Origin of the sequence: Sphingomonas sp. BAUL-RG-20F-R05-02 (genome assembly GCF_022662305.1) — a bacterium.
In the GTDB taxonomy this organism is placed as follows: domain Bacteria; phylum Pseudomonadota; class Alphaproteobacteria; order Sphingomonadales; family Sphingomonadaceae; genus Sphingomonas.
In genome coordinates this window covers 61,060-87,688 of record NZ_JAKNQH010000009.1, presented here as the reverse complement: position 1 = coordinate 87,688, position 26,629 = coordinate 61,060, and the positions used below count along the sequence as shown (strand labels likewise).

The 26,629-nt window shown below is 64.7% G+C and carries 24 protein-coding genes; 17 read left to right on the top strand and 7 right to left on the bottom strand.

The window, feature by feature from the left end:
- Positions 1-33: 33 nt before the first annotated feature.
- From L8F97_RS17100 to L8F97_RS17090, 3 genes are all read left to right on the top strand, one after another.
- Complete coding sequence (locus L8F97_RS17100; protein WP_242152962.1) at positions 34-1,551, top strand: sulfatase; 1,518 nt, start codon at positions 34-36, stop codon at positions 1,549-1,551.
- Between the two features lie 93 nt (positions 1,552-1,644).
- Positions 1,645-2,484: a formylglycine-generating enzyme family protein gene (locus L8F97_RS17095; RefSeq protein ID WP_242152958.1), complete on the top strand. Its 840-nt coding sequence runs from the start codon at positions 1,645-1,647 to the stop codon at positions 2,482-2,484.
- 100 nt (positions 2,485-2,584) lie between these two features.
- Positions 2,585-2,836 carry a GCG_CRPN prefix-to-repeats domain-containing protein gene (locus tag L8F97_RS17090; RefSeq protein WP_242152956.1) on the top strand — a complete coding sequence of 84 codons (252 nt, stop codon included), beginning with the start codon at positions 2,585-2,587 and terminating at the stop codon, positions 2,834-2,836.
- Between the two features lie 42 nt (positions 2,837-2,878).
- Here the strand turns inward: L8F97_RS17090 and L8F97_RS17085 are convergent, their stop codons facing one another.
- The 6 genes from L8F97_RS17085 to L8F97_RS17060 all read right to left on the bottom strand — a co-directional run bounded on the left by L8F97_RS17085 (position 2,879) and on the right by L8F97_RS17060 (position 7,563).
- Positions 2,879-3,904, bottom strand: a complete 1,026-nt coding sequence (locus L8F97_RS17085; protein ID WP_242152953.1) for a cellulase family glycosylhydrolase — start codon at positions 3,902-3,904, stop codon at positions 2,879-2,881.
- Positions 3,905-4,190: 286 nt separating this feature from the next.
- Positions 4,191-4,619, bottom strand: a complete 429-nt coding sequence (locus L8F97_RS17080; RefSeq protein WP_242152950.1) for a periplasmic heavy metal sensor — start codon at positions 4,617-4,619, stop codon at positions 4,191-4,193.
- A gap of 1 nt (position 4,620) precedes the next feature.
- Positions 4,621-5,025 (bottom strand): hypothetical protein, encoded by a 405-nt coding sequence (locus L8F97_RS17075; protein WP_242152947.1) that lies wholly within the window; start codon positions 5,023-5,025, stop codon positions 4,621-4,623.
- Entirely contained in the window at positions 5,015-5,572 is a 558-nt protein-coding gene (locus L8F97_RS17070; RefSeq protein WP_242152943.1) for an RNA polymerase sigma factor, read from the bottom strand. The genes L8F97_RS17075 and L8F97_RS17070 overlap by 11 nt, the downstream gene beginning before the upstream one ends.
- Before the next feature lie 38 nt (positions 5,573-5,610).
- Positions 5,611-5,886, bottom strand: coding sequence for an EF-hand domain-containing protein (locus L8F97_RS17065; RefSeq protein ID WP_242152940.1), 276 nt, complete (start codon positions 5,884-5,886; stop codon positions 5,611-5,613).
- Between the two features lie 558 nt (positions 5,887-6,444).
- The gene (locus L8F97_RS17060) at positions 6,445-7,563 is read right to left on the bottom strand and encodes a site-specific integrase (RefSeq protein ID WP_242152937.1); all 1,119 of its coding nucleotides are present in this window, start codon (positions 7,561-7,563) and stop codon (positions 6,445-6,447) included.
- Positions 7,564-7,842: 279 nt separating this feature from the next.
- Here L8F97_RS17060 and L8F97_RS17055 point away from each other — a divergent pair, with 279 nt between their 5' ends.
- On the top strand, positions 7,843-8,091 hold the full coding sequence (locus tag L8F97_RS17055; RefSeq protein WP_242152934.1) for a hypothetical protein: 249 nt from the start codon (positions 7,843-7,845) through the stop codon (positions 8,089-8,091).
- 1,013 nt (positions 8,092-9,104) lie between these two features.
- Positions 9,105-10,127: an Abi family protein gene (locus tag L8F97_RS17050; RefSeq protein ID WP_242152931.1), complete on the top strand. Its 1,023-nt coding sequence runs from the start codon at positions 9,105-9,107 to the stop codon at positions 10,125-10,127.
- 183 nt (positions 10,128-10,310) lie between these two features.
- On the opposite strand, the gene L8F97_RS17045 is transcribed toward L8F97_RS17050, so the two are convergent.
- A complete protein-coding gene (locus tag L8F97_RS17045) occupies positions 10,311-10,715 on the bottom strand; it encodes a MerR family transcriptional regulator (protein ID WP_242152928.1) in 405 nt (134 codons plus the stop codon).
- 69 nt (positions 10,716-10,784) lie between these two features.
- Between L8F97_RS17045 and L8F97_RS17040 the strand changes: the two genes are divergently transcribed.
- From L8F97_RS17040 to L8F97_RS16985, 12 genes are all read left to right on the top strand, one after another.
- Positions 10,785-11,447, top strand: coding sequence for a cation transporter (locus L8F97_RS17040; protein ID WP_242152926.1), 663 nt, complete (start codon positions 10,785-10,787; stop codon positions 11,445-11,447).
- Positions 11,434-11,799 carry a hypothetical protein gene (locus L8F97_RS17035; RefSeq protein ID WP_242152923.1) on the top strand — a complete coding sequence of 122 codons (366 nt, stop codon included), beginning with the start codon at positions 11,434-11,436 and terminating at the stop codon, positions 11,797-11,799. The genes L8F97_RS17040 and L8F97_RS17035 overlap by 14 nt, the downstream gene beginning before the upstream one ends.
- A gap of 65 nt (positions 11,800-11,864) precedes the next feature.
- Positions 11,865-13,130, top strand: coding sequence for a TolC family protein (locus L8F97_RS17030; RefSeq protein ID WP_242152922.1), 1,266 nt, complete (start codon positions 11,865-11,867; stop codon positions 13,128-13,130).
- On the top strand, positions 13,127-14,299 hold the full coding sequence (locus L8F97_RS17025; RefSeq protein WP_242152919.1) for an efflux RND transporter periplasmic adaptor subunit: 1,173 nt from the start codon (positions 13,127-13,129) through the stop codon (positions 14,297-14,299). The genes L8F97_RS17030 and L8F97_RS17025 overlap by 4 nt, the downstream gene beginning before the upstream one ends.
- Before the next feature lie 3 nt (positions 14,300-14,302).
- Entirely contained in the window at positions 14,303-17,530 is a 3,228-nt protein-coding gene (locus tag L8F97_RS17020) for an efflux RND transporter permease subunit (RefSeq protein WP_242152914.1), read from the top strand.
- 10 nt (positions 17,531-17,540) lie between these two features.
- Positions 17,541-18,509: a cation diffusion facilitator family transporter gene (locus L8F97_RS17015; protein WP_242152911.1), complete on the top strand. Its 969-nt coding sequence runs from the start codon at positions 17,541-17,543 to the stop codon at positions 18,507-18,509.
- A gap of 10 nt (positions 18,510-18,519) precedes the next feature.
- Positions 18,520-19,206, top strand: a complete 687-nt coding sequence (locus tag L8F97_RS17010) for a ZIP family metal transporter (protein ID WP_242152908.1) — start codon at positions 18,520-18,522, stop codon at positions 19,204-19,206.
- Positions 19,207-19,462: 256 nt separating this feature from the next.
- On the top strand, positions 19,463-19,822 hold the full coding sequence (locus L8F97_RS17005) for a hypothetical protein (RefSeq protein WP_242152905.1): 360 nt from the start codon (positions 19,463-19,465) through the stop codon (positions 19,820-19,822).
- A gap of 419 nt (positions 19,823-20,241) precedes the next feature.
- Positions 20,242-21,480, top strand: a complete 1,239-nt coding sequence (locus L8F97_RS17000) for a TolC family protein (protein WP_242152902.1) — start codon at positions 20,242-20,244, stop codon at positions 21,478-21,480.
- The gene (locus tag L8F97_RS16995) at positions 21,477-22,724 is read left to right on the top strand and encodes an efflux RND transporter periplasmic adaptor subunit (protein WP_242152899.1); all 1,248 of its coding nucleotides are present in this window, start codon (positions 21,477-21,479) and stop codon (positions 22,722-22,724) included. Before L8F97_RS17000 ends, L8F97_RS16995 begins: the two co-directional genes overlap by 4 nt.
- Positions 22,721-25,882, top strand: a complete 3,162-nt coding sequence (locus L8F97_RS16990) for an efflux RND transporter permease subunit (protein ID WP_242152896.1) — start codon at positions 22,721-22,723, stop codon at positions 25,880-25,882. Before L8F97_RS16995 ends, L8F97_RS16990 begins: the two co-directional genes overlap by 4 nt.
- On the top strand, positions 25,879-26,211 hold the full coding sequence (locus tag L8F97_RS16985; RefSeq protein ID WP_242152893.1) for a copper-binding protein: 333 nt from the start codon (positions 25,879-25,881) through the stop codon (positions 26,209-26,211). Before L8F97_RS16990 ends, L8F97_RS16985 begins: the two co-directional genes overlap by 4 nt.
- Positions 26,212-26,629: the final 418 nt, after the last annotated feature.

Sequence of the window (26,629 nt, the reverse complement as noted above, 5' to 3'; positions counted from 1 at the left end):
CCCGGCCTTTCGTTATGCTGTGGAGAAGGCCCCATGAATCGTCGTGATTTCGTTCAGGCGACGGCTGCAGTCGCCGCAGTCGCTGCAACCGGCGGGCGCGCTGCGACCACACGACGACGGCCCAATCTCCTCTACGTTTTCAGCGATCAGCACCGCGCCGCGTCGCTGCCAGGCGAACCTTTCAACCAGGCCTCCGCCCCGAACCTCGACGCGTTTCGACATGCGAACCTCTCGATGGATCGCTGCGTCTCCAACTATCCGCTATGCACGCCGTATCGCGGCATCCTGATGAGCGGACGCTGGCCGTATCAGACGGGTCTGACCCACAACAACGTCGCGCTCCCGTCGAACGAGATTTCGCTCGGCCGTGTGTTCCGAGATGCCGGCTACCACACCGGCTATGTCGGCAAATGGCATCTGCAGGGTCGCGGGAACGCGTTCATACCCGCTGGTCCCGATCGCCAGGGGTTCGAAGACTGGCATGTGTGGGCTCGCACCAACGCGCACTACCGCTCCTGGACCTACGATCCCGATACCGGCGCCCGAATCCATCCCGACGGCTGGAACTGCACGACGATGACCGATCAGGCGATCACCCTCATCAAGCAGCAGCAAGGCGCGACCAAGCCCTGGATGTTGATGGTGTCGTGGAACCCGCCACATCCGCCTTACAATCCGCCGGCGCAGGACGCCGAGCGTTACCCTCCCGACCAGCTCAAGCTGCGACCCAACGTCTCGTTTCCGCTGCAAGGAAAGTCCGCGGCCGGTGAGGCGCGACCTCTGACCGGTGCCGAGTCGCTGCGTGCGGCGATGCAGGGCTATTATGGTGCGATCACCGGCGTCGATGCGGAGTTCGGGCGGCTGCTCGCCGCACTGGAGGCCAGTGGCCATGCGGAAGACACGATCGTCGTCTACACCTCCGACCACGGGGACATGATGGGCTCGCAAGGCCGAATGGCAAAGCAGGTGCCCTTCGAGGAGTCCTGCCGGGTCCCGTTCTTCATCCGCTATCCCGGCGTGACGCCCAAAGGCAGCAGGTCCGACACGCTGTTTGCCGCCATCGACATCTACCCCACCTTGTGCGCGCTGGCTGGCCTGCCAGTCCCCCGTCACTGTGCCGGGCATGACATGTCAGCCGTGATGCGCGGTGGGAGAGTCGAGGCATCGCAAGCCGTGTTCCTGATGAACCAGTTGCCACATGCAGGCGATAGTACAGAAGCACACGGTGAGGACGGCGATGCAGGAGAGACGGCGTCAGACAGCCCCGTACGCCAGGGACGGGAGACGCGACCAGGTCACGAGTTCATCAACCAGCCGACCTATCGCGGTTTGCGAACCGACACCCATACCTACGCTGTTGCCGAGACCGGTCGTTGGTGCCTTTACGACAATGTCGCCGACCCGTTCCAGATGAAGAATCTGGTCCGCGACCCGGCACACCAGGCGATGATGACGGGTTTCGACAAACAGATCGGGGCATGGTTGATCTCGGCTGGTGACCCCTTTCCGCTGGCAGATGCGGTCACACGCATCACCGACTTCCCGACCTGAACATCGATGGGCTGTTGTCCTCCCGATCACCCGAGCCAGGCACCGCGCACGCCGTCGCTGCATGTCGGGGTTTGCTCCACCTCGACTGACGCGATGGTCGAGATTCCGGGCGGCGTGTTCCGAATGGGCTCGGACGATCCGCTTGGGTTTCCCGGCGATGGGGAGGGACCGGTTCGTGCCGTGCGCCTTCACCCCTTCTTGATCGACGCGACCGCCGTGACCAACGCCTCGTTTGCGCTATTCGTCGAGGCGACCGGCCATGTCACCGATGCCGAGCATCTGGGCTGGTCCTTCGTCTTCGTAGGCGAGACGGGATCTGGCGATCCGGTCGTGGAGCAGGCGCCCTGGTGGGCGGCAATCGAGGGTGCCGACTGGCGTCACCCCTCTGGCCCCAAGAGCGGCATAGACAACCAAGGCGATCACCCGGTCGTCCATGTCTCTTGGCACGATGCGCTCGCCTATGCAGGCTGGGCCGGCAAGCGCCTGCCGACCGAAGCGGAATGGGAGTGCGCGGCACGCGGGGGGCTCGACCAGCAGCTTTATCCTTGGGGCGATGCATTCATGCCCGACGGCGATCCGCGCTGTCGCATCTGGGACGGACCGTTCCCACGTCGACGAGCCGGTGGCCTACCGCCCGGCACGGGGCCGGTGCGCGAGTTCCCGGCCAACGGCTACGGCGTATACGGCGTGGCCGGCAACGTCTGGGACTGGTGTGCCGACTGGTTCGATCCGGCGCACCATCTCTTTGCATCGCGGGACGATCCTCAAGGTCCCGCCAGCGGCGAGCGTCGGGTGCTGCGGGGCGGTTCGCATCTGTGCCACCCGTCCTATTGCAATCGCTACCGGGTTGCGGCCCGTAGCAGCAGCACCCCTGAGAGCAGTACCGGGCATATCGGCTTTCGATGTGCTCGAGACGTGCCAAGCGGCGACTAGGTCGCGCGCGCCAAAACAAGCTGCGACGGAAACCGCTGCCGGTGACGTTGAACGATAGTCCGGTTCAATTCCGGATGCGTAAGCAAACTGAGAGGTGATCATGAAGATGCTTATCCTGGCGGCTCTAGCCGCCACAACGACGCTCGGCGTGGCGTCGACCGCCGATGCCGCCCAAGGCTGCGGACGGGGCTTTCATCGCGGTGGCTATGGGCGCTGTATTCCCAATCGCGGGCCTGGATATGGGCGGCGCGGTCCGGTAATCGGCGTGTTCTACCCCGGCCGCGGCTATTGGCATGGTGGGCGATATTGGGGACACCGTTCCCGCTGGCATGGCGGTTGGCGCTACCGCTAAGCCAATGGTTGGCCGGGGCACCCGCGGTGCCCCGGCTCTACGTCACAACCCGTCCGCTGCGGTAAGTGGGCGACCGTAATTCGTCATAAATAGCGTGTGGACGAGTTGCCCCGAATTGCCCATCGGATTGGCCGGCGTCGATCCATCATAGGTCGTCGGCGCCCATCCCGGCACCCTCTGGGTCATCACGCCCGGCACGTCGAACGCACCGCCGCCCAGCGGAATCGCATGGTCGCGCAGGTAGTTCAGCAGGTCGACCGCGACCTGATAGCTGGTCAGGTTGCCAAGGCCGATATCGGCGCCGAACCCGGCCGACCATTCATCGGCCCAAACCGGCATTTTGGTGCTGGGAATGCCGAAATCGATATCCCATTTGCTCTCGTCATCGCTACCGCGCTGATAGGGGTGGACTGCATAGACGACACGGCCGAGCGGGTCGTTGATCGTCGGGACGCCATCGAGTGTGCGACCTATCCCCAACCCGTCGAGGACCATGACATTCTGGCTGCCGGCTGCACGCAGATGGTCGAGCAGCGGCTGCATGCCGACCGCGACGGGATCGCTCGCGCCGGCAGCGTTGGTGCCGCCATTGGCCCATAGCGCCCAGTTCGCGGCGCTCTTGGCCGGTCGCGGCTCGTTATACAGCTCGTACAGCACGCCACGATCCGCACCGAAGGTCGCGTTGAGCGCGTCCCAGTCGCGCACCGTCTCGGCAGTGGCGAACGGGTTGAACCCCGTCTCGCCGCTATTGGTCTCGTCCTGCATTGAGATCATGACGACGAACCCGGCAGCGCGCGCCTGCTTAATCGCGGCGGTGACGCTGGCGGTATAGGCGGCGTCGTAGAGTGGCGACTGCGGATCGAGCGACGGCTGGCTGACCTGGAAGCGAAGCGTGTCGGCGCCGAACGCCGTCGCTGCGGACAGTTCGGCTGCCCCGTAGTTCACGGTTCCCGTGTATGTTCCAGCCAGATTGGCTTTCAGATACGCGGGCGTGGCGACAAAGCCGCGGATCACGACGCTTCGCGGCATCCAGGCTTGGCCGTTGAGGGTGAGGTGAAGCCCGGACACGCCGACCGCCTGTGCAGCTACCGGCGTGGGAACAGGTGTTGGCGTTGGCGTGGGTGAAGGCGCTGGGGTGGGGGTCGGCGTAGGCGTTGCGTCCGGGACAACGGCAATAGGCGCTGACGTCGCACCACCCCCGCTACCGCAGGCGGAGACCCACAGGAGGGCGGCAGTCGTCATCAGACGCTTTATCAGGATTGTTCTCAACGGAGCGTGACCTTCTGTTCGGTTCGTTGCTCGTTGAACGGCGCGTCATAGCAAATCCGTCGCGACGCCCCCGTCGCCATGGGCGTTAGCGATCCCGCTTGCGTATCCTGCTAGTCAACGCATTCGCAATGCTCTGGCGGTCCGCCTGCGGGAGCGTGGCGGCAAAATCCACCGCGCGATCTTCCACGATCGCACGGACCCGGGCGTCGTTGGCGCGAGCCTGCGCAAGCGACGCCTTGATCGCAACCGCATTCGGTACTGGCTCACTCAATAGCCGTGCTGCCTCCGCCTTGGCGGCGTTGCTGTCGACGATAAGCGGCCGTACGGACGCGCGTGCCTGACGCAGGTTGGTACGGAACGCACGGCGCTCATCGCGTGGCAGTTCCGAACCGATCACGCGCAGCGCGCCCGCGGCAATCATGCGGTGACCACCCTTCAGCCAGACCGTTCCGCCAACAAGTGCCCCTGCGAGGAACAGGTTGAGCAGCAACGAGGCGACAACAAGAACGCGCATTCTACCCATTGCTGTCACTCCCGGTCGGAAGGTCGCCAAATACCGTCATGCTGTCCGCCTGACTTGCGGGTGTAAGGATCGTCGTAGCGGCGATGCCGGCCGTGGCGCCTGACAGGGCCACGGTCATCCCGATCGCAGCCCACCAGAGTTTGACCGATCGCGCGATCGAGGTTCTGGGCGCACCCGCAAGGACACGGGCTGCGAGTGCACTGCTAGGGACCGGTATCCGCCAGCCGTCGAGTGCCTCGTCGAGGTTCAGTGCGTCGGCGAGGATAGTTCTCCCCTGCGGCGTTCTGGACAGGCGCAACGCGTCATCCTTCTCATCATCCGGCCACCGTGCGATCACACCGCCGTAAGCATCGGCCAGCGCCTGGAAACGCGTGAGGCTGAAAGGCTCAGATGTCATCGTTCGCTCCTTTCTGCGAAAGCTGGGCGCGCAAGGTCCGTCGACCGCGCGCCAGCAGAGATTCCATCGCCTCGACGCTGACCCCCAGCGCCTCGGCAGCGGCCGCGCCCGTCAGATCCTGATAATGAACGAGCAATATGGCCTCTCGTTGACGCTCTGGGAGCGCGGTGATCGCAGCTGCTACCGCCCCATCGCGTTCTGCCGCCACAAGCGTAGCCTCGGCATCGGGCGTAGGGTCCGCAATCTCGACGACCGCATCGCTCGTGACCTCTCGTCGACGACGCAACCGATCGCGGCACAGATTGACCACGACCGTGTGCAGCCAGGTATCGAACCGCGCACGGCCCGGCTGCCAGCTGCCAGCTTGCCGCCAGACCCGGACGAACGCCTCTTGTGCAACGTCCTCCGCTTCGGCGGTATCGCGCAGCATGCGGTTCGCCAAACCGACGATGCGCGGGAGCTTGCCCGTTACGAGCAAGCGCGCCGCTATCGGATCGCCGCGTGAGAGGCGGGACAGCAGCGCAACATCGGGATCGGGGTTGTCCAAATTGGGCGCACCTTACCGGCATGGTTCCTGACCCGATGTCATTCGCCGGCGTCGTCGGCTGGACCGGCGCCACGATTGGTGGCCAAGGCGTGCCCGGCTTTGCGTTCCTCACGGGTCAGCCGACCGTCGCTATTGATGTCCAGCCGGTGGAAGCGCTCGCTGGCGGCCGTATCGATCTCCGGTCGATCCACGGACCCGTCGCTATTACGGTCGAGATGCGCGAACCGCTTGGCGGGATCACCCTTGCCGTTCGTCATCGTCGCTACGAATTCGGATCGGCTGACCCGACCGTCGCGATTGGTATCTGCTGCCATCACTTTGCGTTCGCGACGCTGCTGGAACTGCTGAAGGGTCCAACCTCCGGCGTTATCGCGTCCGTTCGATGGCCGCGCAGCGCCAGCGCTGGCTGGTATAGTGGTCTGAGCATGAGTGGCGACGGTTGATTGCGCTCGTTCGCCGCTAGGCTGCTTGGCACACGCCACTGTGGGAAGAGTGCTAGCGACCACCAACGCCAACGCTGTGATCCGCCGATCGATCATGATCATGAGCCTACCTATCTCGCTTGAACTTGTATTGCCCGGTTCAACGTTACGCCGATCGCCTTCCGTCGGTTGAGCGAGTTAAAAAGGTGACACTGTCGATGGTTCGATCCCTTGAAAGCAGACAAGCCGTAGTGGATGCGGTGCCCAGCCAGGTGCGGCATTCGCCAAGAGCCGGGTAGCAACTGTCCCAGTTCAGCATCCCTTTTGAGAAAGCCTGGCGGTCAGAGGGAGGGGCTCGTCGTTCTCATTTCACTCTGACCGTGGGCATGAACGAGCGGCCAGAGTTGGGGAGCTGAACCGATGCTCTGAGCGTCCTCTTCTGGGTAGTAGTTACAAGAATCCCTCGCCCGCATGCTCGCGGAACCGCTCATGATCCCGCACATATTCCGCTACCATCTCTAAAGATGAATGCCGGCTATGCTCCTTCATTTTAAACAAATTGGCGTTCTGGCGACCTGCCTCGGTCAGAAAACCGGCGCGGAGAGAGTGGCCTGAGAACAACTCCGGCGAATAGCCCGCGGCGATCGCAGCCGCTTTTACTACCAACGCCACGCCTTGGGCGCTCATTGGCTTGTCGGTTAGCCGACCCTGTGGCGTCAGTTTGCGGAATACCGGCCCGCTGGTGATGCCTGCCTGCTCGAGCCAGGCGCGGTAATGCCTCACTGGTTCAAGCCTGCGACCGTCGGGGATCGCGACGGTGTGCCCCTTGCCCTCCTGGTCAGTCTTCGATGCTGCGATGCGCACTAGGAGTCCGCGGCTATCCCCGCTCACGCGCGCAACGGTGATTGCCACGAGCTCGGAACGGCGGAACGCTCCGGCCATCCCGATCGCAAGTAGCGCGCGGTTGCGGTAGCTGCGCAGATCCTCGCCCGTGATCGCGCGTACCATGTCGCGCAGCACGTCGCCGTCTGCGGGCCGCTTCTTGCCAGGCAACTCGCCGCGCTTGTCCTTGCGGATGCCGCGCATCGCGCGCTCGAGGCGAGCCGCGTCTGGCTGCGAGGTCGGCGGCTCGACGTCGGCGGCTCGGTGCGCGAATACTATGGCAGCAAGCCGTCGGCCGATCGTCGCGCGGCCGAGCGGCACCGGTTCCTTGCGTGGAAGCACCACGCCGCGCTTGGTCCGGCGAGGTTCCTCCGGACTGAACCCGCTCTCCGCAAGCAGCGTCAGGAAGGCGGCGACCGTCGCCGGCGTCGCGGGAAGCGGGCGATAGCCGCTTTCCTGGCACCACGCGCAGAACAGCCGCCAGTCCGACTTGTAGGCGCGCAGGGTCGCGTCGGCGGACGCCCGGCGGACATAGTCGTCGACGCGTTCGCGATCTTGGGGGGCAAGTTGCGGGAGATAGGGTTCGAGCGACTGGACCTGATCCACGATGACCAGCGCGTCAGCCACGATCGCGCTCAAGTCCGCGCGGTCGACGCGAGCTGCATCATCAATGTCATTATCGGCCAAGCCGACCTCCTGCGCCGCACGTTGATCCAACCGGCCGGTGCATGAGACCGCCCGTATCCACGAAACGGGCTAACCGATCACCAGAATCTGCGCCAGCATGTAATTAGCGGGAATCAGCGTTATCGCTAATTATGAAACGTGGCATGTGACGTTCGGAGGGTAACCCGCAGAATGAGTTTTGCGACACGGTGCGCTGCAAACGCCCACGCGTTCCTTTTTCGATCTGCATCGGTCGGATAGGTTCAAGGACACCCTCAAACGTACGTAGGCGGATCCACGATGGGAAATGTCGATCTAACAGAGATGCGAAGGCAGATCCGCTCGATGACGTTTGAACGCGGCACGCCGGATCAAATCGCCCTTTGGCGTGAAGATCTGGCGGAAGCGCGCGCGAACCTCGAGATCGAGGGACTTGCACCGACGGCAGATGACGATAAAATGTTTGCAATGATGCTTGATGAGGGCGTTCCACCAAGATTGATGCCAACCCTTATATTACAGCTTTACCAGCAGGGCAGCCGAACCTAAGTTTGTTCGCTTTATCCCGCAAAATGTAGTCAGCCTGGGCCAGAAGTCCCGAGGGTTCTTTAGGCGGATACCGAATTTCGGCTTTGCAACTCCATCCTCCGTCCAACCTGCCCGCGATCGTCCGCAGATCGCTGAGGTTGCGGTTAGTTCCCATTCGGCACCGTTTTGCCGGACACGTCCCAAGGCCCGAATGATCGCGCCGGTAAATAAGTCCGCCATGGAGCGCACTTGCTCAATGCGGGTCGATCACGATCGGTCGTCGAAAGCACGAACTCGCATCGTTTTGCCTGACATCTACAGAGGTGCGTCTCGCGTCGGGGCATTCCGATTCGTGCTTTCGACGACCGATGACCTGCACGGTGGTGGGAGGTCGCCCACCGAGCGTGGGGGAAACCCGGGGCCGCCCATACGACAGCCCCGGTCTGCTAGTACCCTTTCGGGAAACGGACACGCTCGATAAGCGGCCGCGGGTATGGCGTGTCTAGAGGCTGTAGGGAAAAGAGCAACTCTCTCGCGGTGCCCTTAAAATCGGGCTTCGATAGAGCAGGTGTGCTACGGGACACACCTTTCGTCAGCGCAAACGACGAAGTATATTCGAGCTATGGCAAAGGCACAGCCTACCTCGACGAACACCGCGGTTCGCGACCCAAAGACGGGTAATTTTCAGACTGTACGCGGGGTCGGTGCGATCAAAGGCCGCCTTACATTGGAAAAGGGTATCGATCTTACCAAACCGATCGCGTCGCAGGTGATGAAGGGCGGCAAAACCAGAAAGAACGCTACGCAGAATCTTTTGAGACGCCCTGGCAAGGAGGATAACGCACGTTCCCGGGCGGGCGACAGTACGAAAGGGTGCGCTGTTGGAACGGCCGAGTAATAGCCTAGGCCCGCCTATCGACCCGCGCTCATGGATCGCACGCGCCGTGGCAAACGCTTACAGACGCGCACAGCGGTCGAGCGGCTTTCAACTTTTAATTGAATCCTCATGCGCCCACGCATATATCGGATGCAACATGGCCGTCCCCTCTGTTGCCGCTGGCATCAAGGGGCGGCCTTCTTCATATCTGGGCCGGATGCTTCCGCCCTACACCAAACCCCATCTCAGTTTCGCCGATCAGCTGGCGCTCCTCATGCAGCGCGGCTTGATCGTGACCGATCAGGCGAAGGCGGTTCTCCACCTCCAGCGCATCGGTTACGGGCGTCTCACGCCCTATTGGCAGCCCTTCCAGCAGCTTGTTCCCGATCCCAATGATGCAACGCTGACCGTCCGCACCGAGCAGTTCCAAGCGGGCGCCGAGTTTCGCCATGCCGTCGATCTCTACCTCTTCGACAAGCAGCTTCGCCTCCTGTTCCTCGACGCGATCGAACGGATCGAGGTCGCGCTGCGCGTGGATCTCGCGCACGCCATGGGCAAGCGTGATCCTTGCGCGCACCGTTCGCCCGCCTTTCTCGACGCCCATCGTGCCAACCAGGCGATGCCCGGAGGGGGCACCCGCCACCAAAATTGGCTTGCCAAGGCCGATGGCGCGATCGCTCGCTCGAAGGACGACTGGATCAAGGAGTTCTACGCCACCTACAGCCCGCCAGTGCCGATCTGGATGGCGGTCGAGGCATGGGATTTCGGCACATTGTCCTGGTTGCTCGAGATGGCGCATCCCAACGATCGTGCCGCCATCGCCAAACGCTACGGCCTTCTTCCCAACACGCTGGTAAGCTGGATCAAAACGCTCGCCTTCGTGCGCAACATCAGCGCGCATCATGCCCGTCTGTGGAACGCAGGCATCATCAATCAGCCGTTGGTGCCCAAGCCGTTCGAGGCACCGCAGCTCGTGCATATTGGTAGCGACCTGGAGCGGCGCACGCGTGTCTATGGTGCCGCGGCCGTGGCCAGCTACTTCGTCAGGCGGATCAATCCTGGGACATCCTGGCCGTCCCGCATGAAGGCGCACTGGCAACCGTTCCCAGCAATGCCGTTCGCAAGTTCCATCCAAGGCGGGTTCTTGGCCGGCTGGGACGCAGAAGCGATCTGGGCCTGATCTAAGGGCCCCGCGGGCGCGGCCCTGCCGGGCCAAGGCTCTATCGGTGCTGGGCACCGACCGAGCCACCGTGCCGGCATCTCGGCCCGTCCGGGTGACGATCCTCCCGTGAGGTGTGCCACGTGGCACACCTATGGCCCCGCGCCGATGCGCGGCACTTAGCCGGTAGAGCGCCGGGGCTCTTCAAGAACTGGGCGCCAATGCCTCAATAATCCGGCAGTCGGCGACGGTGTTACGGCTACAGGAATCGATCAACGTATCGAGCTCGCCGGCGAGCGCCGTCAGGTCGGAGATCTTGCGCGTAATGGCGTCCCGGTGTTGGTTGGCAATAACGTCGACGGCCATGCAGGATTGGTCGCGCCGATCGGCAAGCCCCATCAATTCCCGCACTTGGTCGATCGAGAATCCTAGATCCCGCGCGCGTCGGATGAATGACAGGCGACGAAGATGCGCGGTGTCATACGTCCGGTAGTTCGCTGCCGATCGCGCGGGAGCCGGTAGCAGACCGATCTGCTCGTAATAGCGGATCGTCTCGACCTTAGTGCCGGTTGCGCAGGCCAGCTTCCCAATCGTCAGTTTTTCGAACATGGCACTTGACCCTCTAGCGACTAGAGGGTGCATATAGGCTGCCAGATCGATTCTATCGAGGTGGCGAACATGGCCTGTACGAGCTGCGCGTCCGACAAGACGGGCACCTTCAACGACCCTAAATGGCGGCGTGCGCTTTGGATCGCGCTTGCGATCAACGGCACTATGTTCGGAGTTGAAATCGTCGCCGGCATCACAGGCGGCTCGAAGGCGCTCCAGGCCGACGCCCTCGACTTTTTCGGCGATACGGCGAACTATGCGATCAGTCTGGGCGTCGCAGGTATGGCCCTCACCTGGCGCGCCCGCGCGGCGATGCTGAAAGGTGCGACGCTCGCGGTACTCGGTTTCTACGTGCTGGTCGCGGCAGGATGGGCGGCGGTTCACGGAACCGTGCCACATGGCGAGATGATGGGGATTGTCGGCGTCGTCGCTTTGATCGCGAACCTCGTGGTGGCAGTGATGCTCTACCGCTTCCGCAGCGGTGACGCGAACATGCGATCGGTCTGGATTTGCTCGCGCAACGACGCGATCGGCAACATCGCCGTCGTCCTGGCCGCATGCGGCGTGTTCGGCCTGAACAGTGCCTGGCCCGACCTTGTTGTCGCGGCGCTGATGGCGTCGTTGGGATTGTCGGGCGGCTTGCAGATCATGCGGCAAGCCCGTGCCGAGTTGCGGTCTTCCCCGACCCCCGAGCCTGTCGATTTCCGAGGATCATTACATGGCAGTCGCTAAGCTGCTACGGGCCGGGCCAATGCAACGCCTGTCCGCCTTCTTCCTCTGTCTGATGCTTGCGCTGTCGCTCGGGTTCGGATCGGTCGCGCACGCGGCCGAGGGGCCGGACGTGGAGGTATCTGCCTCTACGTCGATCGGCCATGCCAATGGCGATGGCGACCAGGTGCCGGCCGACAGCCAGAAGGGCTATCCCCATCACCATGGTGGATGCCACGGCCATGATATCGGCGTTCCGATGGCGCCTGATCCGGTCGCATCCGCTACGGGGCTGCGCGTGATGCCCTCAGTTTGGAACAATGGACCGATGGCGATGGCGCCTTCGGACCCGGCGCTGCGACCTCCCCAAGCCTGACCGACGTCTAAGCTCCGCCCGGCAAACCCGCGCGGATTCCAGTGTTCGTCAGGAGATCCTTACCCATGCAGCGTCTAATCGCGGCCCTATTGGCCGTGGCATCATGCGCGTCGATTGCGCAGGCGCAATCGTCCGAGCCGATATCGACCGGTCCAACCCTTACGCTCGACCAGGCGCTGGCGCTCGCCGGCGCTACCGCGCCCACGCTCGACGCAGCGACGGCCGGGGTCCGGGCAGCAGAGGCTGGTCGCACTGTTGCGGGCTACCGCCCCAACCCCTCGATCGTTGCGGAAACCGAGAACGTCGCGGGCAGCGGACAATATCGCGGGGTGCGCAGCGCAGAGACGACGGCCGGCCTGGCGTTCCCGATCGAGCTTGGGGGCAAGCGGTCCGCACGGATCGCAGTGGCCGACGCGCTCGGTAGCCGCGCCCGGATCGGCTCTGCCTTGGCCGAAGCCGACCTGCGCCTTGCCGTCACCCAACTCTACATTGAAGCGACGGCAGCGGACCGTCGCCTTGTCACGGCACGCCAACAGGCGGGCATCGCCCGTGAGGCGCTGCGCGCAGCCGGCGTCCGCGTGCAGGCGGGGCGGGCATCGCCCCTCGAACAGCAGCGGGCCGACGTGCTGCGCATCAATGCCGAAACCGCCGTCGAGCGTGCGCAGCGTCTCGCAGACGTCGCCCGCGACAACCTGACGCGCCGCATCGGACAACCCGTCACCGGCGCACTCGACATGGCATGGTACGATCGCGTCGAGGGTTTTGGTCCGGCGCAGCCGATTGCGACCGCCGGCACGCTTGCGCTTGCCGCTGCGCGCGCGGACGCGACTACAGCCGAGGCGCAAGTGAGGCTCGCACGTTCGCAGCGCGTCCCCGACGTCACGCTCAGCGCCAGTGCGCGTCGTCTCGAGGCGACCAACGACGTCGCGGCAGTGTTCGGGGTGTCGATCCCCTTCCCCGTCTTCAACAACGGGAAGGCGGCCGTTGCCCAGGCTCGCGCCCAGAGCGATCAGGCACAGGCGCTTCGTCGTGTAGCCGAGCTGGATACGGCACAGGATATCGCACGCGCCCAAGTTGAGGTGGCGAATGCGGCTACGTCCGCCCGCAACGCGAGCGGACCTGCGCTCGCGTCGGCAACCGAGGCGGCGCGGATCGCCCGAATCGGCTACCGCGAAGGCAAGTTCGGCCAGCTCGACCTTCTCGATGCCGAGCGGACCCTGTCCGAAACGCGAACCGCCGCGATCGACGCGCTCGCCACCTACCACGATGCGAAGGCCCGCCTCCAAAGGCTCGTTGCCGCCGCGCCCTCGTTCGAGGAAACCAATCAATGACGAAGATCATCATCCGGGCGCTTGCACCTGTGACCCTGGCTCTCATCCTTGCGGGCTGCGGTAGTGGCGGCAGTAGCGGCGAAGCCGGCGAAAAAGCCGGAGCTGAAAAGACCGAGAAAACCGAAGCTGGCGAGACCAAGGAAGCGGCCAAGGATGTCGTGACCTTATCCGCGCAGCAGATCGCGGATGCCGGTATCGAAGTAACGCGCCCCACCGTAGGCGGCGAAGCCGGCGCGATCGAGCTGTCCGCAACGATCGAAGGCGATCCGCAGGGCGTACAGGTCGTGTCGGCTTCGGTCGGAGGGCGCCTTGTCTCGCTCACCCGCAATCTCGGCCAATCCGTCAGTCGCGGCGATCCGCTCGCGATTATCGAGAGCCGGGAAGCGGCATCGCTCAAGGCCGAAGTCGAGGCGGCGCGCGCACGTGCCGCCCTCGCCGGGTCCAACCTGCGCCGCGAACAGCGCCTGTTCGCCGAACGTGTATCGCCGGAGCAGGATCTCGTCGCCGCGCGGACCGCGGCGACCGAAGCCGGTATCGCGCTGCGCCTGGCGCAGCAGCAGCTATCGGCGACCGGTAGCGGGGGCGGCGCGCTCAACCGCATCGCGGTGCGCTCGCCGATCGGCGGTCAGGTCATCGCACGGTCCGCCACGCTCGGGCAGACGGTCGCGGCCGACGCCGAACTGTTCCGGGTCGCCAATCTTTCGAAAGTCACCGTCACCACGTCGCTGGTGCCGAACGATGCCGGCCGGGTGAAGCCCGGTGCGCGCGTCGAGGTCACGGCCCCCGGTCGACGTCAGGAGGGTCGGGTGACATTCGTCTCGCCCGTGCTGGACGAGACGACCCGGCTGGTGCCGGTGATCGCAACGCTCGACAACGCCGGCAGCATCTGGCGGGTCGGCGAGACGGTCAACGTGTCGATCCTCGTGCCCGCCACCGGAGACCGCACCGTTGCCGTGCCTTCGGCCGCAGTGCAGATGATCGAGGACAAATCGTTTGTTTTCGTCCGGACCCCGACAGGGTTCCGCGCGCTGCCCGTGACATTGGGCCGGACCAACGGTGGTCAGGTCGTGGTGACATCGGGCCTCACCGGCTCCGAGCGGATCGCCTCCACCAACAGCTTCACGCTCAAGGCTGAACTCGGCAAAAGTGCAGCCAAGGACGAGGACTGAGCCATGATCGGTCGCATCGTCACCCTGTCCGTCGAAAAGCGATGGCTGGTCCTGCTTTTCACCGTCGCCGCTGCACTGATCGGGATTGGCGCGCTGCGCCAGCTTCCGATCGATGCCGTGCCCGACATCACCAACAACCAGGTGCAGATTAATATCGTTGCCCCTGCCCTTTCCCCGGATCAGATCGAAAAGCAGGTCGCGTTCACCGTCGAGACGTCGCTCGCAGGCATCCCCGGACTCGACTATACCCGGTCGCTCAGCCGCAACGGCTTCGCCCAGGTCACGGCGGTTTTCTCAGAAAAGACCGATATCTACTTTGCACGGGCGCAGGTCGCCGAGCGCCTGCGCTCCGCCCAGGAAAGCCTTCCGCAGGGGGTGAATCCCGAGATGGGGCCTATCGCGACCGGTCTCGGCGATATCTTCATGTGGACGGTCGAATATCGCGAGCTGGATCAGACTCGTCACCGTAACGGCGAACCCGGTCTGCAACGCGATAGCAGCTACATCACGCCGGAGGGCGATCACCTCGTCAGCGATGCCGACAAGGCGACGTACCTGCGTACCGTACAGGACTGGATCGTCACGCCGCAGCTTAAAAGTACGGCGGGCTTGGCCGGCGTCGACTCCCTTGGCGGCTACACCAAGGAGTATCTCGTCGTTCCCGACGTCCAGCGGATGGCGGCGATGCGCCTCACGCTGCAGGATCTGTCAACGGCGCTGGAGCGCAACAACACCAGCGCCGGCGCGGGCGTCGTCAACCGCAACGGTGAAGGGCTTGCCGTTCGCTCGGACGGGCGTGTGCGCAACGCCGACGAACTCGCCCGCACCGTCATTGCCACGCGCGAGGGCGTGCCGATCCTGCTCAACCAGATCGCAATTGTTCGTACCGGCCAGGCGCTCCGCATGGGGTCCGCGTCCGAGAACGGCCACGAAGTCGTGGTCGGGACGGCGGTGATGCGGATCGGAGAAAATAGCCGCACCGTATCGACGGGCGTCGCCGAGCGGCTGACCCAGATCGGCCGTTCCTTGCCGGTCGACGTGGTGGTGAAGCCAGTCATGAATCGGACCGAGCTGGTAAACTCCACCATCGCCACGGTAGCCCGCAACCTCGCCGAAGGCGCGGTGCTGGTCATCGTCGTCCTGTTCGCGCTGCTCGGCAATTTCCGGGCGGCGCTGATCGCTGCATTTGTCATCCCGATCACGATGCTGCTCACCAGCATCGGGATGCTGAAAGCCGGTGTCTCCGCCAATCTGATGAGCCTCGGCGCGCTCGACTTCGGCCTGATCGTCGACGGCGCCGTTATCATCGTGGAGAATGCGCTCCGCCGTCTCGCCGAGGCGCAGCACGGCCGCGACGGCGAGCTGACGATGGAACAGCGGCTCGGGTTGGTCGCTGCCTCTGCCCGCGAGATGATCCGCCCATCCGTTTACGGGCAAGCGATTATCATCCTCGTCTATGCGCCGCTCCTCACCTTCTCCGGGGTCGAGGGCAAGATGTTCGAGCCGATGGCACTCACCGTCATCATCGCGCTCGTCTTCGCCTTCATCCTTTCGCTGACCTTCGTGCCCGCAGCCATCGCCATCTGGCTCAGCAAGCGGGTCGAGGAGAAGGAAAGCCGCATCGTCGCGTTCCTGCGGCGACGCTACGAACCGGGACTCGGCGCGGCCATGCGCCGGCCGAGCCTCACCATTGGCGTTGCGGTCGGCGCGCTCGCGCTTGCCGGTGTCGCCTTCACCACCCTGGGCCAGGAGTTCCTGCCCCAGCTCGATGAAGGCAATATCCTCGTGCAGGCTGTCCGCATCCCGGGCACGTCAGTCGACCAGAGCCAGGCCATGCAATTCCAGGTCGAAAAGGCCCTCGCCAAGGCGCCGCAAGTCCGGTTCGCTTTTTCGCGCACCGGCACGTCCGAGATCGCGTCCGATCCGATGCCGGCGAACGCGACCGACACGTTCGTCATCCTGAAACCCAAAGGGGAATGGCCTGACCCCGGTCTGTCAAAGGAGGCGCTGGTCGAGCAATTGGAAAAGCGTCTCTCCACCCTGCCGGGCAATGCCTACGAGATCACCCAGCCCATCCAGATGCGCTTCAACGAGCTGATCGCCGGTGTGCGCGGCGATATCGCGATCAAGGTGTTCGGCGACGACTTCGGCGAGATGAACGCGACCGCAAATCGCATCGCCGGCATCCTGCGTACGACGCGCGGCGCCGCAGACGTCCGGGTCGAGCAGACCGAAGGTCTGCCGATGCTCGACATCCGTCCCAACCGCACCGCCATGTCGCGGGTCGGGGTGACGGCCGGCGACGTGCAGGACACGGTTGCCGCCGCGATCGGGGGACGCCAAGCCGGCGTCATCTTCGAAGGCGATCGCCGCTTCCCCGTCGTGATCCGCATGGCGGAAAGCGCACGATCCGATCTGACCGCGGTCGCCCAGGTGCCCGTGCCGACCGCAGGCGGCGGTTTCGTGCCGTTGTCGACGGTCGCGGATATCGCCGTCGTCGACGGTCCCAACCAGATCAGCCGGGAGAACGGAAAGCGGCGCGTCGTGGTGCAGGCGAACGTCCGCGACCGCGATGTGGCAGGTGTCGTCGCCGATGCGCGCGCCGCGATCGACAGCCAGGTGAAGCTACCTCCGGGCACTTATCTCGAATGGGGCGGCCAGTTCGAAAATCTGGCGTCTGCACGCGACCGGCTCGCGATCGTCGTGCCGATCTGCTTCGCCGTCATCATGCTGCTGCTTTACGGGGCGCTAGGCTCCGTTCGGGACGCGCTGATCGTGTTCACGGGCGTGCCCCTGGCCTTGGTAGGCGGAGTGCTGGCGCTGGTGCTGCGGGGGATGCCATTCTCCATTTCCGCGGCCGTAGGCTTCATCGCGCTGTCGGGCATCGCGGTGCTCAACGGGTTGGTGATGGTGTCCTCCATCCACGACCTGATGCGCGACGGCGTGGATCGCGCTGTGGCGGCGCACCAAGGGGCGCTCGCCAGGCTCAGGCCGGTTGCCATGACCGCACTCGTCGCGTCGCTCGGGTTCGTACCGATGGCGCTGGGGCACGGTGCCGGTGCCGAGGTGCAGAAGCCCCTCGCGACCGTCGTCATCGGCGGGCTGATCTCCGCCACGCTGCTGACGCTGTTCGTGCTGCCGACGCTCTACGCCCGCTTCGGCGCGCGCACGCTGCCTGCGTCGTCGGACGGCCATCTCGAACTCCCTCCCCTGCCCGCTGCGGCACACTGAAAGACAGATCATGCACGATCATGCAGCGGGCGGAGACGCCCATGACCATAGCGAACCGGGTGGTCACGATCACGGTCACGGGGGGCATGGGCACAGCCACGCTCCCAAGAGTTTCGGCAAGGCGTTCGCGATCGGCACCGCTCTCAATCTCGGCTTCGTCATCATCGAGGCCGGTTACGGCATCGCTTCGGGATCGATGGCGCTGCTGGCCGATGCCGGCCATAATCTGAGCGACGTGCTGGGCCTGCTCATCGCTTGGGGGGCAGCGACGCTGGGCAAGCGCCGCCCGAGCGGCAAATACACCTATGGCTTCCGCAGCTCGTCGATTCTGGCCGCATTCCTGAATGCACTGCTGCTGCTCGTCGCGATCGTCGTGATCGCGGTGGAGGCGATCCGTCGCTTTTCCGAGCCGGCTCCGGTTGCGGGCGGCACGGTGATGATCGTCGCGGCGATCGGTATCGTCGTCAACACGGCGACCGCGCTGCTGTTCATGTCCGGCCGCAAGGGCGACCTCAATATTAAGGGCGCGTTCCTCCACATGGCGGCCGACGCCGCAGTGTCGGCCGGCGTCGTGGTGGCAGGCTTCATCATCGTAAAGACCGGGCTCACCTGGATCGACCCGGTGACGAGCCTCGTCATCGTTGCGGTAATCGCGATCGGGACGTGGGGGCTGCTCCGCGATTCCGTGAACATGAGCCTTCAGGCCGCACCCCCCGGCCTCGACCCGGAGGAAATCGGCACGTTCCTGCGCGGACGCCAGGGCGTGCAGGAGATCCACGACCTCCACGTCTGGCCGATGAGCACGACCGAGACGGCACTGACCGTGCATCTGCTCGTCCCGGGCGGCTACCCCGGCGACGCCTACACGGCCGGCGTCGCGGCAGCCCTGAAGGAGAAATTCGGGATCGACCACGCGACGATCCAGATCGAGACCGACCCTGGAACGCCATGCGCGCTCGAATCCGACAAGACCGTTTGAGGCTCGCGACATGCAGGCACTACTCTTCACCCTGATTCCGGTCACGGCCGTGCTGCTCGGTTCGCTAGTCGCCGTCACCCGACGACCGAGCGAAGCCGTCGTAAGCGCGATGCAACATCTGGCAGCAGGTGTGGTGTTCGCCGCAGCCGCAGTCGAGATCCTTCCGCAGGTGATGCACGAAGGCTCGCCCATCGCGACCTTCATCGGGGGGGCGATCGGCATCATCGTCATGCTTTCGCTGAAAGCCATCGAGGGTCGGGCCAAGGGGCCTATCGCGATGCTCGGCGCGGTCGGTGTCGACATCCTGATCGACGGGCTGGTGCTGGGACTGGCGTTCGTCGCTGGTGGCAAGGCGGGCATATTGCTCACCATTGCTTTGACCCTCGAGGTGCTGTTCCTCGGGTTAACCGTGACGACCGAGCTTGGCGAGACGATCCGATCGAAGGCCCGCATCGTGGCGACCACGGTGGGGATCGCCCTGCTGCTCCCGATCGGCGCGACGCTGGCGACGCCCGTGGCGCTCCTTCCGCCCGTCGTCATCGCCGGATTTCTCAGTTTCGGGCTGATGGCTTTGCTCTACCTCGTGACCGAGGAGCTGTTGGTCGAAGCGCATGAGAAGCCCGACACCCCGCTCATCAGCGCCATGTTCTTCATCGGCTTTCTGGGGTTGCTCCTGATCGAGGAGATTTTGGGCTGACTGATCAGCATGGCGCACGCTGGACGGACGAGGCCGACGCCGAGCTACGCCGGCGTGTGACGGCCAAGCAGACCATCGCGCAGATCGCCCGCGAGATGGGACGGACGATGGATGCGATCCGCGGTCGTGCTGCGGCCTTGCGCATTACGCTGCGATCCTCGCAGCGACCGTGGCGCGACGGTGTAACCCGTCGGTGATTAGTCACCGAAGTACGTTTAATTGACTCGGAAACCCTTTGCCCTAAGTCTTCCATGACGTGACACGCCTTCTGCGCCCTTTCCTGCTGTTCATGGCCGTTCTCGGTCTATTTGGGCAATCGACGGCGATGGCTATGAGCCCCGCCCAGGGCGTCACCATGCCGATGACGGCTATGGCGACGATGGATTGCGGCAACAGCATGATGTCCGGGCAGATGCACGGCTCTATGCCGTGCAAGAAGATGACCCTTCAGTGCATTGCTGTGATGGGATGCGCGATTGCGCCCATTCTTCAACCTGTCGGCATCACGCTTTCAGCGCGGCAGCTTGACCTTCTTACACCAGCGTGGACGCTGACCGCGCGCCTTGAAGGCCGCACCTACGGTCCCGAGCCCGATCCACCCAGCTTCCTGATCTGACACCCGGATTCCGTCTGCCGCAGGCCCCTTTCGAGGCGATTGCGTGCTGGCGGCCACTGCTCAGATCAAGGATCGAACATCATGAAAATCGGATTTTCCGGCGCTCTCGTCGGTATTCTTGCCACGCTTGCGGCCACTTCCGCATCCGCGTCTCCGCGCGCCGACGATGGTCATTACGAATGGCGGCCTAGTGTCCAGGCTCCTGGCCCTCGCGCGCCGCTTGCCGTGTCGCATCGCGTCTGGGTTCCAGCGGCGGTGGAGATGACCGCTGCTGACACCGGCCGCCCACTGATGGCGGCCAAGTCCGGCAACATGGCTTGCTGCGTCTCACATAGCTCTTGAGCAAGCGATGAGGAACCGACCGGCAGGTCGAAGCCCTGCCGGTCGGTTCTACACTCTCGTCTGCCAGCGGGGAAACCATGTCCAGATACACGATACTGAGCGCTGCGCTGATCGCTGCGCTTACCACCACCACAGCGACGGCTGGACCGCTCACCTTCGATGCGGCGCTCGCCGCAGCGAAGGGCCATGCGCCGTCACTACGCGCTCGTACCCTCGGTGCTGATAGCGCGCGTGCTTCACGTGGGGCTGCAGGCGCCCTCCCCGATCCGAAGCTCGCGCTCGGGGTCGACAGCTTCCCGGTCTCGGGGCCGCTCGCGTTCGAGCCCAATCGCGACAATTTCACGTGGGCGCGGGTCGGACTGTCACAGGACATTCCGAACGCGGCCAAGCGGCACGCGCAACAGGCGCGCGCCGATACTGATATCGCGACTGCCGATGCAGAGGCGGTAGCTGAAGCCCGCACCGTTGAGGTCGAAACTGCAATCGCTTGGATCACACTGGCTTATGCCGAGCGCCGTCTCGTAGCACTCGACGCCGTGCGCGGTAGGCTGGAGCGTCTGGTACGGACATCCCCCAGTGCGGTATCGGTCGGTAACGCTCGCCCGGCGCAGACGCTTGCGGGACGCCAGGGTCTCGCAGCCCTCGATGATCGCCGCGACGAGCTGGTGTCCGCGGTCGCGCGCGCGCGCTCAGATCTGATCCGCTGGACCGGAGATCCGACCCCGGCGGTCGCCGGCCCGGTGCCAGACTTCATGGTGAACCCCGCGCAATTGCGCAGTGCGCTTGACCGCAACCCCATGCTGGCAGCGATTGCCGCCCGTGTCGGGCAGGCCGATGCCGACGTCCGGTTGGCGCAGGCCGATCGCCGCCCCGATTTCGGGGTCGACGTCAGCTACCAGCGCCGCGACCCGCGCTTTGGCGATTATGTCTCGGCGGGCGTCACCATCGGCTTGCCGCTGTTCAAATCGCACCGACAGGACCCGTTGATCGCCGCACGCGCCGCGGACGCGGCGAAACGGCGCGCCGAACAGGAAGATACCGCCCGCCAACTCGCGGCAGGTCTCGATGCGGGCCTTGCCGATCATGTGATGCACCATGCGCAGTGGATGCGATCGAAGGAGACGCTCGAGCCGCTAGCGCGCGAGCGCGTCGATCTCGAGACCGCGAGCTATGCTGGCGGACGTGCCGGACTGCTCGATGTCGTCGACGCACATAGTGCGCTTGCCAATGCGGCCCTCGAAACGCTCGACCGCGAGGCATTGGTCGCGATCGATGGCGCACGTCTCACTCTCACCTATCGGAGCGATCCACGATGAGCCCGCGCAATCTCGTCCCCCGCACGCCCGCGTCACGCGCCGTTGTTCTCGCGATCCTGGCCAGCGGCGGGATCGGGTTCGTGGCGGCGCGGCTGACCAGCCCGGCTACGACAGCTCCGGTGACATCGGCGACCGCCGATCCGGCCTCCTCGGCTAAACCCAAGCCACTCTATTATTACGACCCGATGGTGCCGCAGGAGCATTACGACAATCCGGACTCGCTCTCGTCGATGGGGATGAAGACGATCCCCAAATATCCGGATGCGAGTGCCACGGGAACGACTTCCAAGCCCGGCATCTCGATTGATCCGTCCGCAATGCAAAGTCTCGGCATCCGTATCGCCACGGCGACTACCGGGATGCTGGCCGGCGCACTGGATGCGACCGGCACGATCGACTTCAACCAGCGCGACGTGGCGATCATCCAGTCGCGCGCAGCCGGGTTCGTCCAGCGGGTATATAATCGGGCGCCGGGCGACGTGATCGCGCGCGGTGCGCCGATCGCCGACATCTTGGTGCCCGAATGGGGCGGTGCACAGGCGGAGTATGAGGCCGTGCGGCGGACCGGCGACAGGGCGCTCACCGCGGCCGCGGCCCAGCGCCTGCGCCTTCTCGGTATTCCGGGTGGCACGCCGCGCGGGCGCGGCATGACCACCGTGCGCAGTCCGATCGCCGGCGTCATCCAGACGCTTGACGCGCGGCAAGGTGTAACGCTCGCCGTCGGGCAGGCGCTGGCACAGGTCAACGGGCTCTCCACGGTCTGGCTTAATGCCGCAGTACCCGAGGTACGGGCCAATGCGGTCAAGGTGGGACAGACCGCGACTGCCGAATTGGCGGCCTTCCCTGCCGAGCATTTTACCGGGCGGATCATCGCCATCTTGCCGACGACGCAGGCCGACAGCCGCACGCTCACGGTACGGATCGAGCTGCGCAACCCAGGCGGTCGTCTTCGCCCCGGCATGTTCGCGACCGTCCATCTGGGCGGCACGTCCGACACCGCGCTGCTTGTGCCGAGCGAAGCCGTGATCCGCACCGGCATGCGGACGCTGGTCATGCTCGCCGAGGATAAGGGCCGCTATCGGCCAGCAGAGGTCAAGACGGGCCGTGAGGCAGGTGGCAGGACCGAAATCCTCGCCGGACTGGCACCAGGCGAGAAGGTCGTCGCGTCGGGCCAGTTCCTGCTCGACAGCGAGGCGAGTCTGACCGGCATCGCCGCGCGGCGAATCACGGGCGACACGAAGTGATCGCGCGGATCATCGAGGCGTCCGTCAAGGCGCGTGTCCTCGTCCTGCTCGCAGCCCTCGCGCTGATCGTCGTCGGAGTGGGCGCTCTGCGCTCGACAGCAGTCGATGCGCTGCCCGACCTGTCCGACGTCCAGGTCATCATCCGCACCACCTATCCGGGCCAGGCCCCGCAGATCGTCGAGAACCAGGTCACGTATCCGCTCGCGACGACGATGCTGTCCGTGCCGGGCGCGCGCGTGGTGCGCGGCTATTCGTTCGTCGGCGACAGCTTCGTCTATGTGCTGTTCGACGATGCGACCGATCTCTATTGGGCGCGCAGCCGGGTACTCGAATATCTGAGCCAGGTGCAAAGCCGCCTGCCCGAGGGCGCAAAGGCATCGCTCGGCCCGGATGCTACCGGGGTGGGCTGGGTCTATGAATATGCGCTGGTTGACCGGACCGGGCGTCACGACCTCGCGCAACTCCGCAGCATCCAGGACTGGTTCCTGCGCTACGAATTGAAGACCGTGCCGGGGGTCGCCGAGGTCGCGAGCATCGGCGGCATGGTGAAGCAGTATCAGGTCGTCCTCGATCCGCAGAAGCTGGCCGCTTACGGCATCACTCACGAGGCGGTGACCGAGGCGCTGAAGCGCGGCAACCAGGAGAGCGGCGGATCGGTCCTCGAGATGGCCGAGGCGGAATATATCGTCCGTGCGACCGGCTATCTGAAGACGCTCGACGATTTCCGCAGCGTGCCGCTCAAGACGGTTGGCGGCGTGCCCGTGACACTCGGCGACGTCGCCACAATTCAGATCGGTCCCGAGATGCGTCGCGGGTTGGCCGAGCTCAACGGCGAGGGCGAGGTTGCAGGCGGTGTCATCGTGATGCGCCAGGGCAAGAACGCGCGCGAGGTGATCGACGGGGTACGCACCCGGCTCGAGGAATTGAAGAAGAGCCTGCCGCCCGGCGTGGAGGTCGTCACCACCTATGACCGCTCGGGCCTGATCGATCGCGCGGTCGATAATCTGACCGCCAAGCTGATCGAGGAGTTCATCGTCGTTGCGCTCGTCTGCGCGCTGTTCCTCTGGCACGTTCGATCGGCGCTGGTCGCCATTCTCACTCTGCCGCTCGGTATCCTCATCGCCTTTATCGCGATGCGCGTGCAGGGACTGAACGCCAATATCCTCTCGCTGGGCGGCATTGCCATCGCCATCGGTGCGATGGTCGATGCGGCCGTCGTCATGATCGAAAACGCGCACAAACATCTCGAGCATTGGGCGCACGATCATCCCGATGAGACATTGGCGGGTGCCGAGCGCTGGCGCGTGATCACCGCGGCAGCGGTCGAGGTCGGCCCGGCGCTGTTCCTCAGCCTTCTCATTATCACTTTCTCGTTCGTGCCGATCTTCTCGCTTCAGGGTCAGGAGGGGCGGCTGTTCGCGCCCCTCGCCTTCACCAAGACCTATGCGATGGCAGGTGCGGCGATCCTGTCGATCACGCTGATCCCGGTGCTGATGGGGTTGCTGATCCGCGGTCGCATCCCATCCGAGAATGCCAACCCGATCAATCGCGTCCTCACCCGCATCTATCGTCCCGCGCTCGATTGGGTATTGGCGCGGCCGAAGCAGGCGCTGGTCATTGCCGGCCTCGTGTTTGCGACCAGCCTCTGGCCGATCAGTCAGCTTGGCGGCGAGTTCATCCCGCAGATGAACGAGGGCGACCTGCTCTACATGCCGTCCGCGCTGCCCGGGATCTCGACCGCCAAGGCCGGCCAGCTTCTCCAGCTCACCGACCGGCTCATCAAGACCGTACCCGAAGTGGCAAGCGTGTTCGGCAAGGCCGGTCGCGCCGATACCGCGACCGACCCTGCCCCGCTCGAAATGTTCGAGACCACGATCCGCTTCAAGCCCAAGGATCAGTGGCGCGCGGGCATGACGCAGGACAAATTGATCGATCAGCTCGACAAGGCGGTGAAGGTGCCGGGCCTCGCCAATTTCTGGATTCCGCCGATCCGCAATCGGATCGAGATGCTGTCGACCGGCATCAAGAGCCCGATCGGGATCAAGGTGGCAGGGGCGAACCTCGCCGAGATCGACGCGGCGGCGCGCGAGATCGAACAGGTCGCGAAGACCGTGCCCGGGGTGGGGTCTGCGCTGGCCGAACGGCTCACCGGCGGGCGGTATATCGATGTCGATATCAACCGGGCCGCTGCGGCACGCTATGGTCTCAACGTCGCCGATGCGCAGTCGATCGTGTCGAGCGCGATCGGCGGAGAGACGATCGGCCAGACCGTCGAGGGACTCGCGCGTTATCCAATCAGTGTGCGCTACCCGCGTGAGTTGCGCGACAGCATCGATGGCTTGAGAAACTTAGCCGTGCTGACGCCGGCACGGCAGCAGATCACGCTCGGCACCGTCGCCGCCGTTCGCATCACCGACGGCCCGCCGATGCTACGCAGCGAGAACGGCCGACCGGTGACGTGGATCTACATCGACGGGCGCGGCGCGCCGCTCACCACCATCGTTCGTGATCTGCAGAACGCGATCGCCGCCAAGGTGAAACTGCCGCCCGGCGTCAGTGTCACCTATACCGGCCAGTTCGAGTATCTACAGCGCGCGGTCGAGCGATTGAAGATCGTCGTTCCGGCGACCTTGGTCATCATCTTCCTGCTGCTCTACGCGACCTTTCGCCGGCTCGATGAAGCCGCACTGGTGATGGGCACGCTTCCGTTCGCGCTCACCGGCGGTCTATGGCTGCTCTATCTGCTCGGTTACAACCAATCGGTCGCGACCGGTGTCGGGTTCATTGCGCTCGCCGGTGTCTCAGCGGAGTTCGGCGTGGTGATGCTGATCTACCTCAAGCATGCGCTGGATGCCCGAGGCCCGGTGCCGGACGATGCCGAGGTCGAGGCTGCCGTGCGCGAAGGCGCCCTCCTTCGTGTCCGGCCCAAGGCTATGACGGTCGCGGTGATCCTGGCTGGCCTGTTTCCGATCCTGATCGGTACAGGCACCGGCTCCGAAGTGATGAGCCGGATCGCGGCTCCTATGATCGGAGGCATGCTCACCGCACCGTTGCTCTCGATGCTGGTACTGCCGGCAGCGTTCCTGCTGCTGCGGCGCTCCCGGCGTTCCCCTCACCCTTCGACCCCAGTCCCACCGCTGCAAAGGAATACGCTATGAAGAACACCCTGTTGGCACTCGCCATCCTTGCGGGCCTGACGACGACTACGGCATCGGCCCAGTCGAGTGCTTCCATGCACGGCATGCCGATGAAGGGGGCTGTCAAGGTCGGTCGCGGCAGTGGCGTAGTGACCGCGATCGATCCCAAAGCCGCCAAGGTCACGATCCAGCATGGACCGATCGCGGCGTTGGGCTGGCCTGCGATGACGATGGCGTTCACGGCAATCCCACCGGCAATGCTAAAGACCGTGAAAGTCGGACAGCGGGTCGACTTTGCCATGAGGATGCGCGGTTCCGTGGCGGAGGTTACAGCGATCCGCGCGCGTTGATCCTGGGCGGTGCGATCGTTTTCATCGGTACGCGGCGACCATCGCACCTTCCCGAACTCAGCCGATCCCCCCAAGTATCCGGATCTTCGCGGTAGCCGTCGCCGCTGCCGGCTTGTGAGATACATACTCTTTTGCCGATGATCGGGCGCGACCCTACCGGGCACGGCTCCATCGGCGCATATGCGCCGACCAAGCCACCGTGCCAGCGTCTCTGCCCTCGCGGGTGAGGATCCTCGCTTGAGGTGTGCCACGTGGCACACCTGTGGACGCGCAGCGCGCTAGCAATGCCGATCGTTGTTGATGACCTCCCCCACGGAGGCGATCGACACGACGATCGTCCGGGCGAGCTCCCGCGCCGCCCGCCATGCGGCAGATCGATCCGGCAACGAGCGCGACGCCTACTTCCAGGATGCTGGGG

Bases quoted from the DNA above. Each gene is read 5' to 3' on its own strand.
- L8F97_RS17100 (WP_242152962.1), top strand. From the start codon at position 34: ATGAATCGTCGTGATTTCGTTCAGGCGACGGCTGCAGTCGCCGCAGTC.
- L8F97_RS17095 (WP_242152958.1), top strand. From the start codon at position 1,645: ATGGTCGAGATTCCGGGCGGCGTGTTCCGAATGGGCTCGGACGATCCG.
- L8F97_RS17090 (WP_242152956.1), top strand. From the start codon at position 2,585: ATGAAGATGCTTATCCTGGCGGCTCTAGCCGCCACAACGACGCTCGGC.
- L8F97_RS17080 (WP_242152950.1), bottom strand. From the start codon at position 4,619: ATGCGCGTTCTTGTTGTCGCCTCGTTGCTGCTCAACCTGTTCCTCGCA.
- L8F97_RS17075 (WP_242152947.1), bottom strand. From the start codon at position 5,025: ATGACATCTGAGCCTTTCAGCCTCACGCGTTTCCAGGCGCTGGCCGAT.
- L8F97_RS17065 (WP_242152940.1), bottom strand. From the start codon at position 5,886: ATGGCAGCAGATACCAATCGCGACGGTCGGGTCAGCCGATCCGAATTC.
- L8F97_RS17055 (WP_242152934.1), top strand. From the start codon at position 7,843: ATGGGAAATGTCGATCTAACAGAGATGCGAAGGCAGATCCGCTCGATG.
- L8F97_RS17050 (WP_242152931.1), top strand. From the start codon at position 9,105: ATGGCCGTCCCCTCTGTTGCCGCTGGCATCAAGGGGCGGCCTTCTTCA.
- L8F97_RS17045 (WP_242152928.1), bottom strand. From the start codon at position 10,715: ATGTTCGAAAAACTGACGATTGGGAAGCTGGCCTGCGCAACCGGCACT.
- L8F97_RS17040 (WP_242152926.1), top strand. From the start codon at position 10,785: ATGGCCTGTACGAGCTGCGCGTCCGACAAGACGGGCACCTTCAACGAC.
- L8F97_RS17035 (WP_242152923.1), top strand. From the start codon at position 11,434: ATGGCAGTCGCTAAGCTGCTACGGGCCGGGCCAATGCAACGCCTGTCC.
- L8F97_RS17030 (WP_242152922.1), top strand. From the start codon at position 11,865: ATGCAGCGTCTAATCGCGGCCCTATTGGCCGTGGCATCATGCGCGTCG.
- L8F97_RS17025 (WP_242152919.1), top strand. From the start codon at position 13,127: ATGACGAAGATCATCATCCGGGCGCTTGCACCTGTGACCCTGGCTCTC.
- L8F97_RS17020 (WP_242152914.1), top strand. From the start codon at position 14,303: ATGATCGGTCGCATCGTCACCCTGTCCGTCGAAAAGCGATGGCTGGTC.
- L8F97_RS17015 (WP_242152911.1), top strand. From the start codon at position 17,541: ATGCACGATCATGCAGCGGGCGGAGACGCCCATGACCATAGCGAACCG.
- L8F97_RS17010 (WP_242152908.1), top strand. From the start codon at position 18,520: ATGCAGGCACTACTCTTCACCCTGATTCCGGTCACGGCCGTGCTGCTC.
- L8F97_RS17000 (WP_242152902.1), top strand. From the start codon at position 20,242: ATGTCCAGATACACGATACTGAGCGCTGCGCTGATCGCTGCGCTTACC.
- L8F97_RS16995 (WP_242152899.1), top strand. From the start codon at position 21,477: ATGAGCCCGCGCAATCTCGTCCCCCGCACGCCCGCGTCACGCGCCGTT.
- L8F97_RS16985 (WP_242152893.1), top strand. From the start codon at position 25,879: ATGAAGAACACCCTGTTGGCACTCGCCATCCTTGCGGGCCTGACGACG.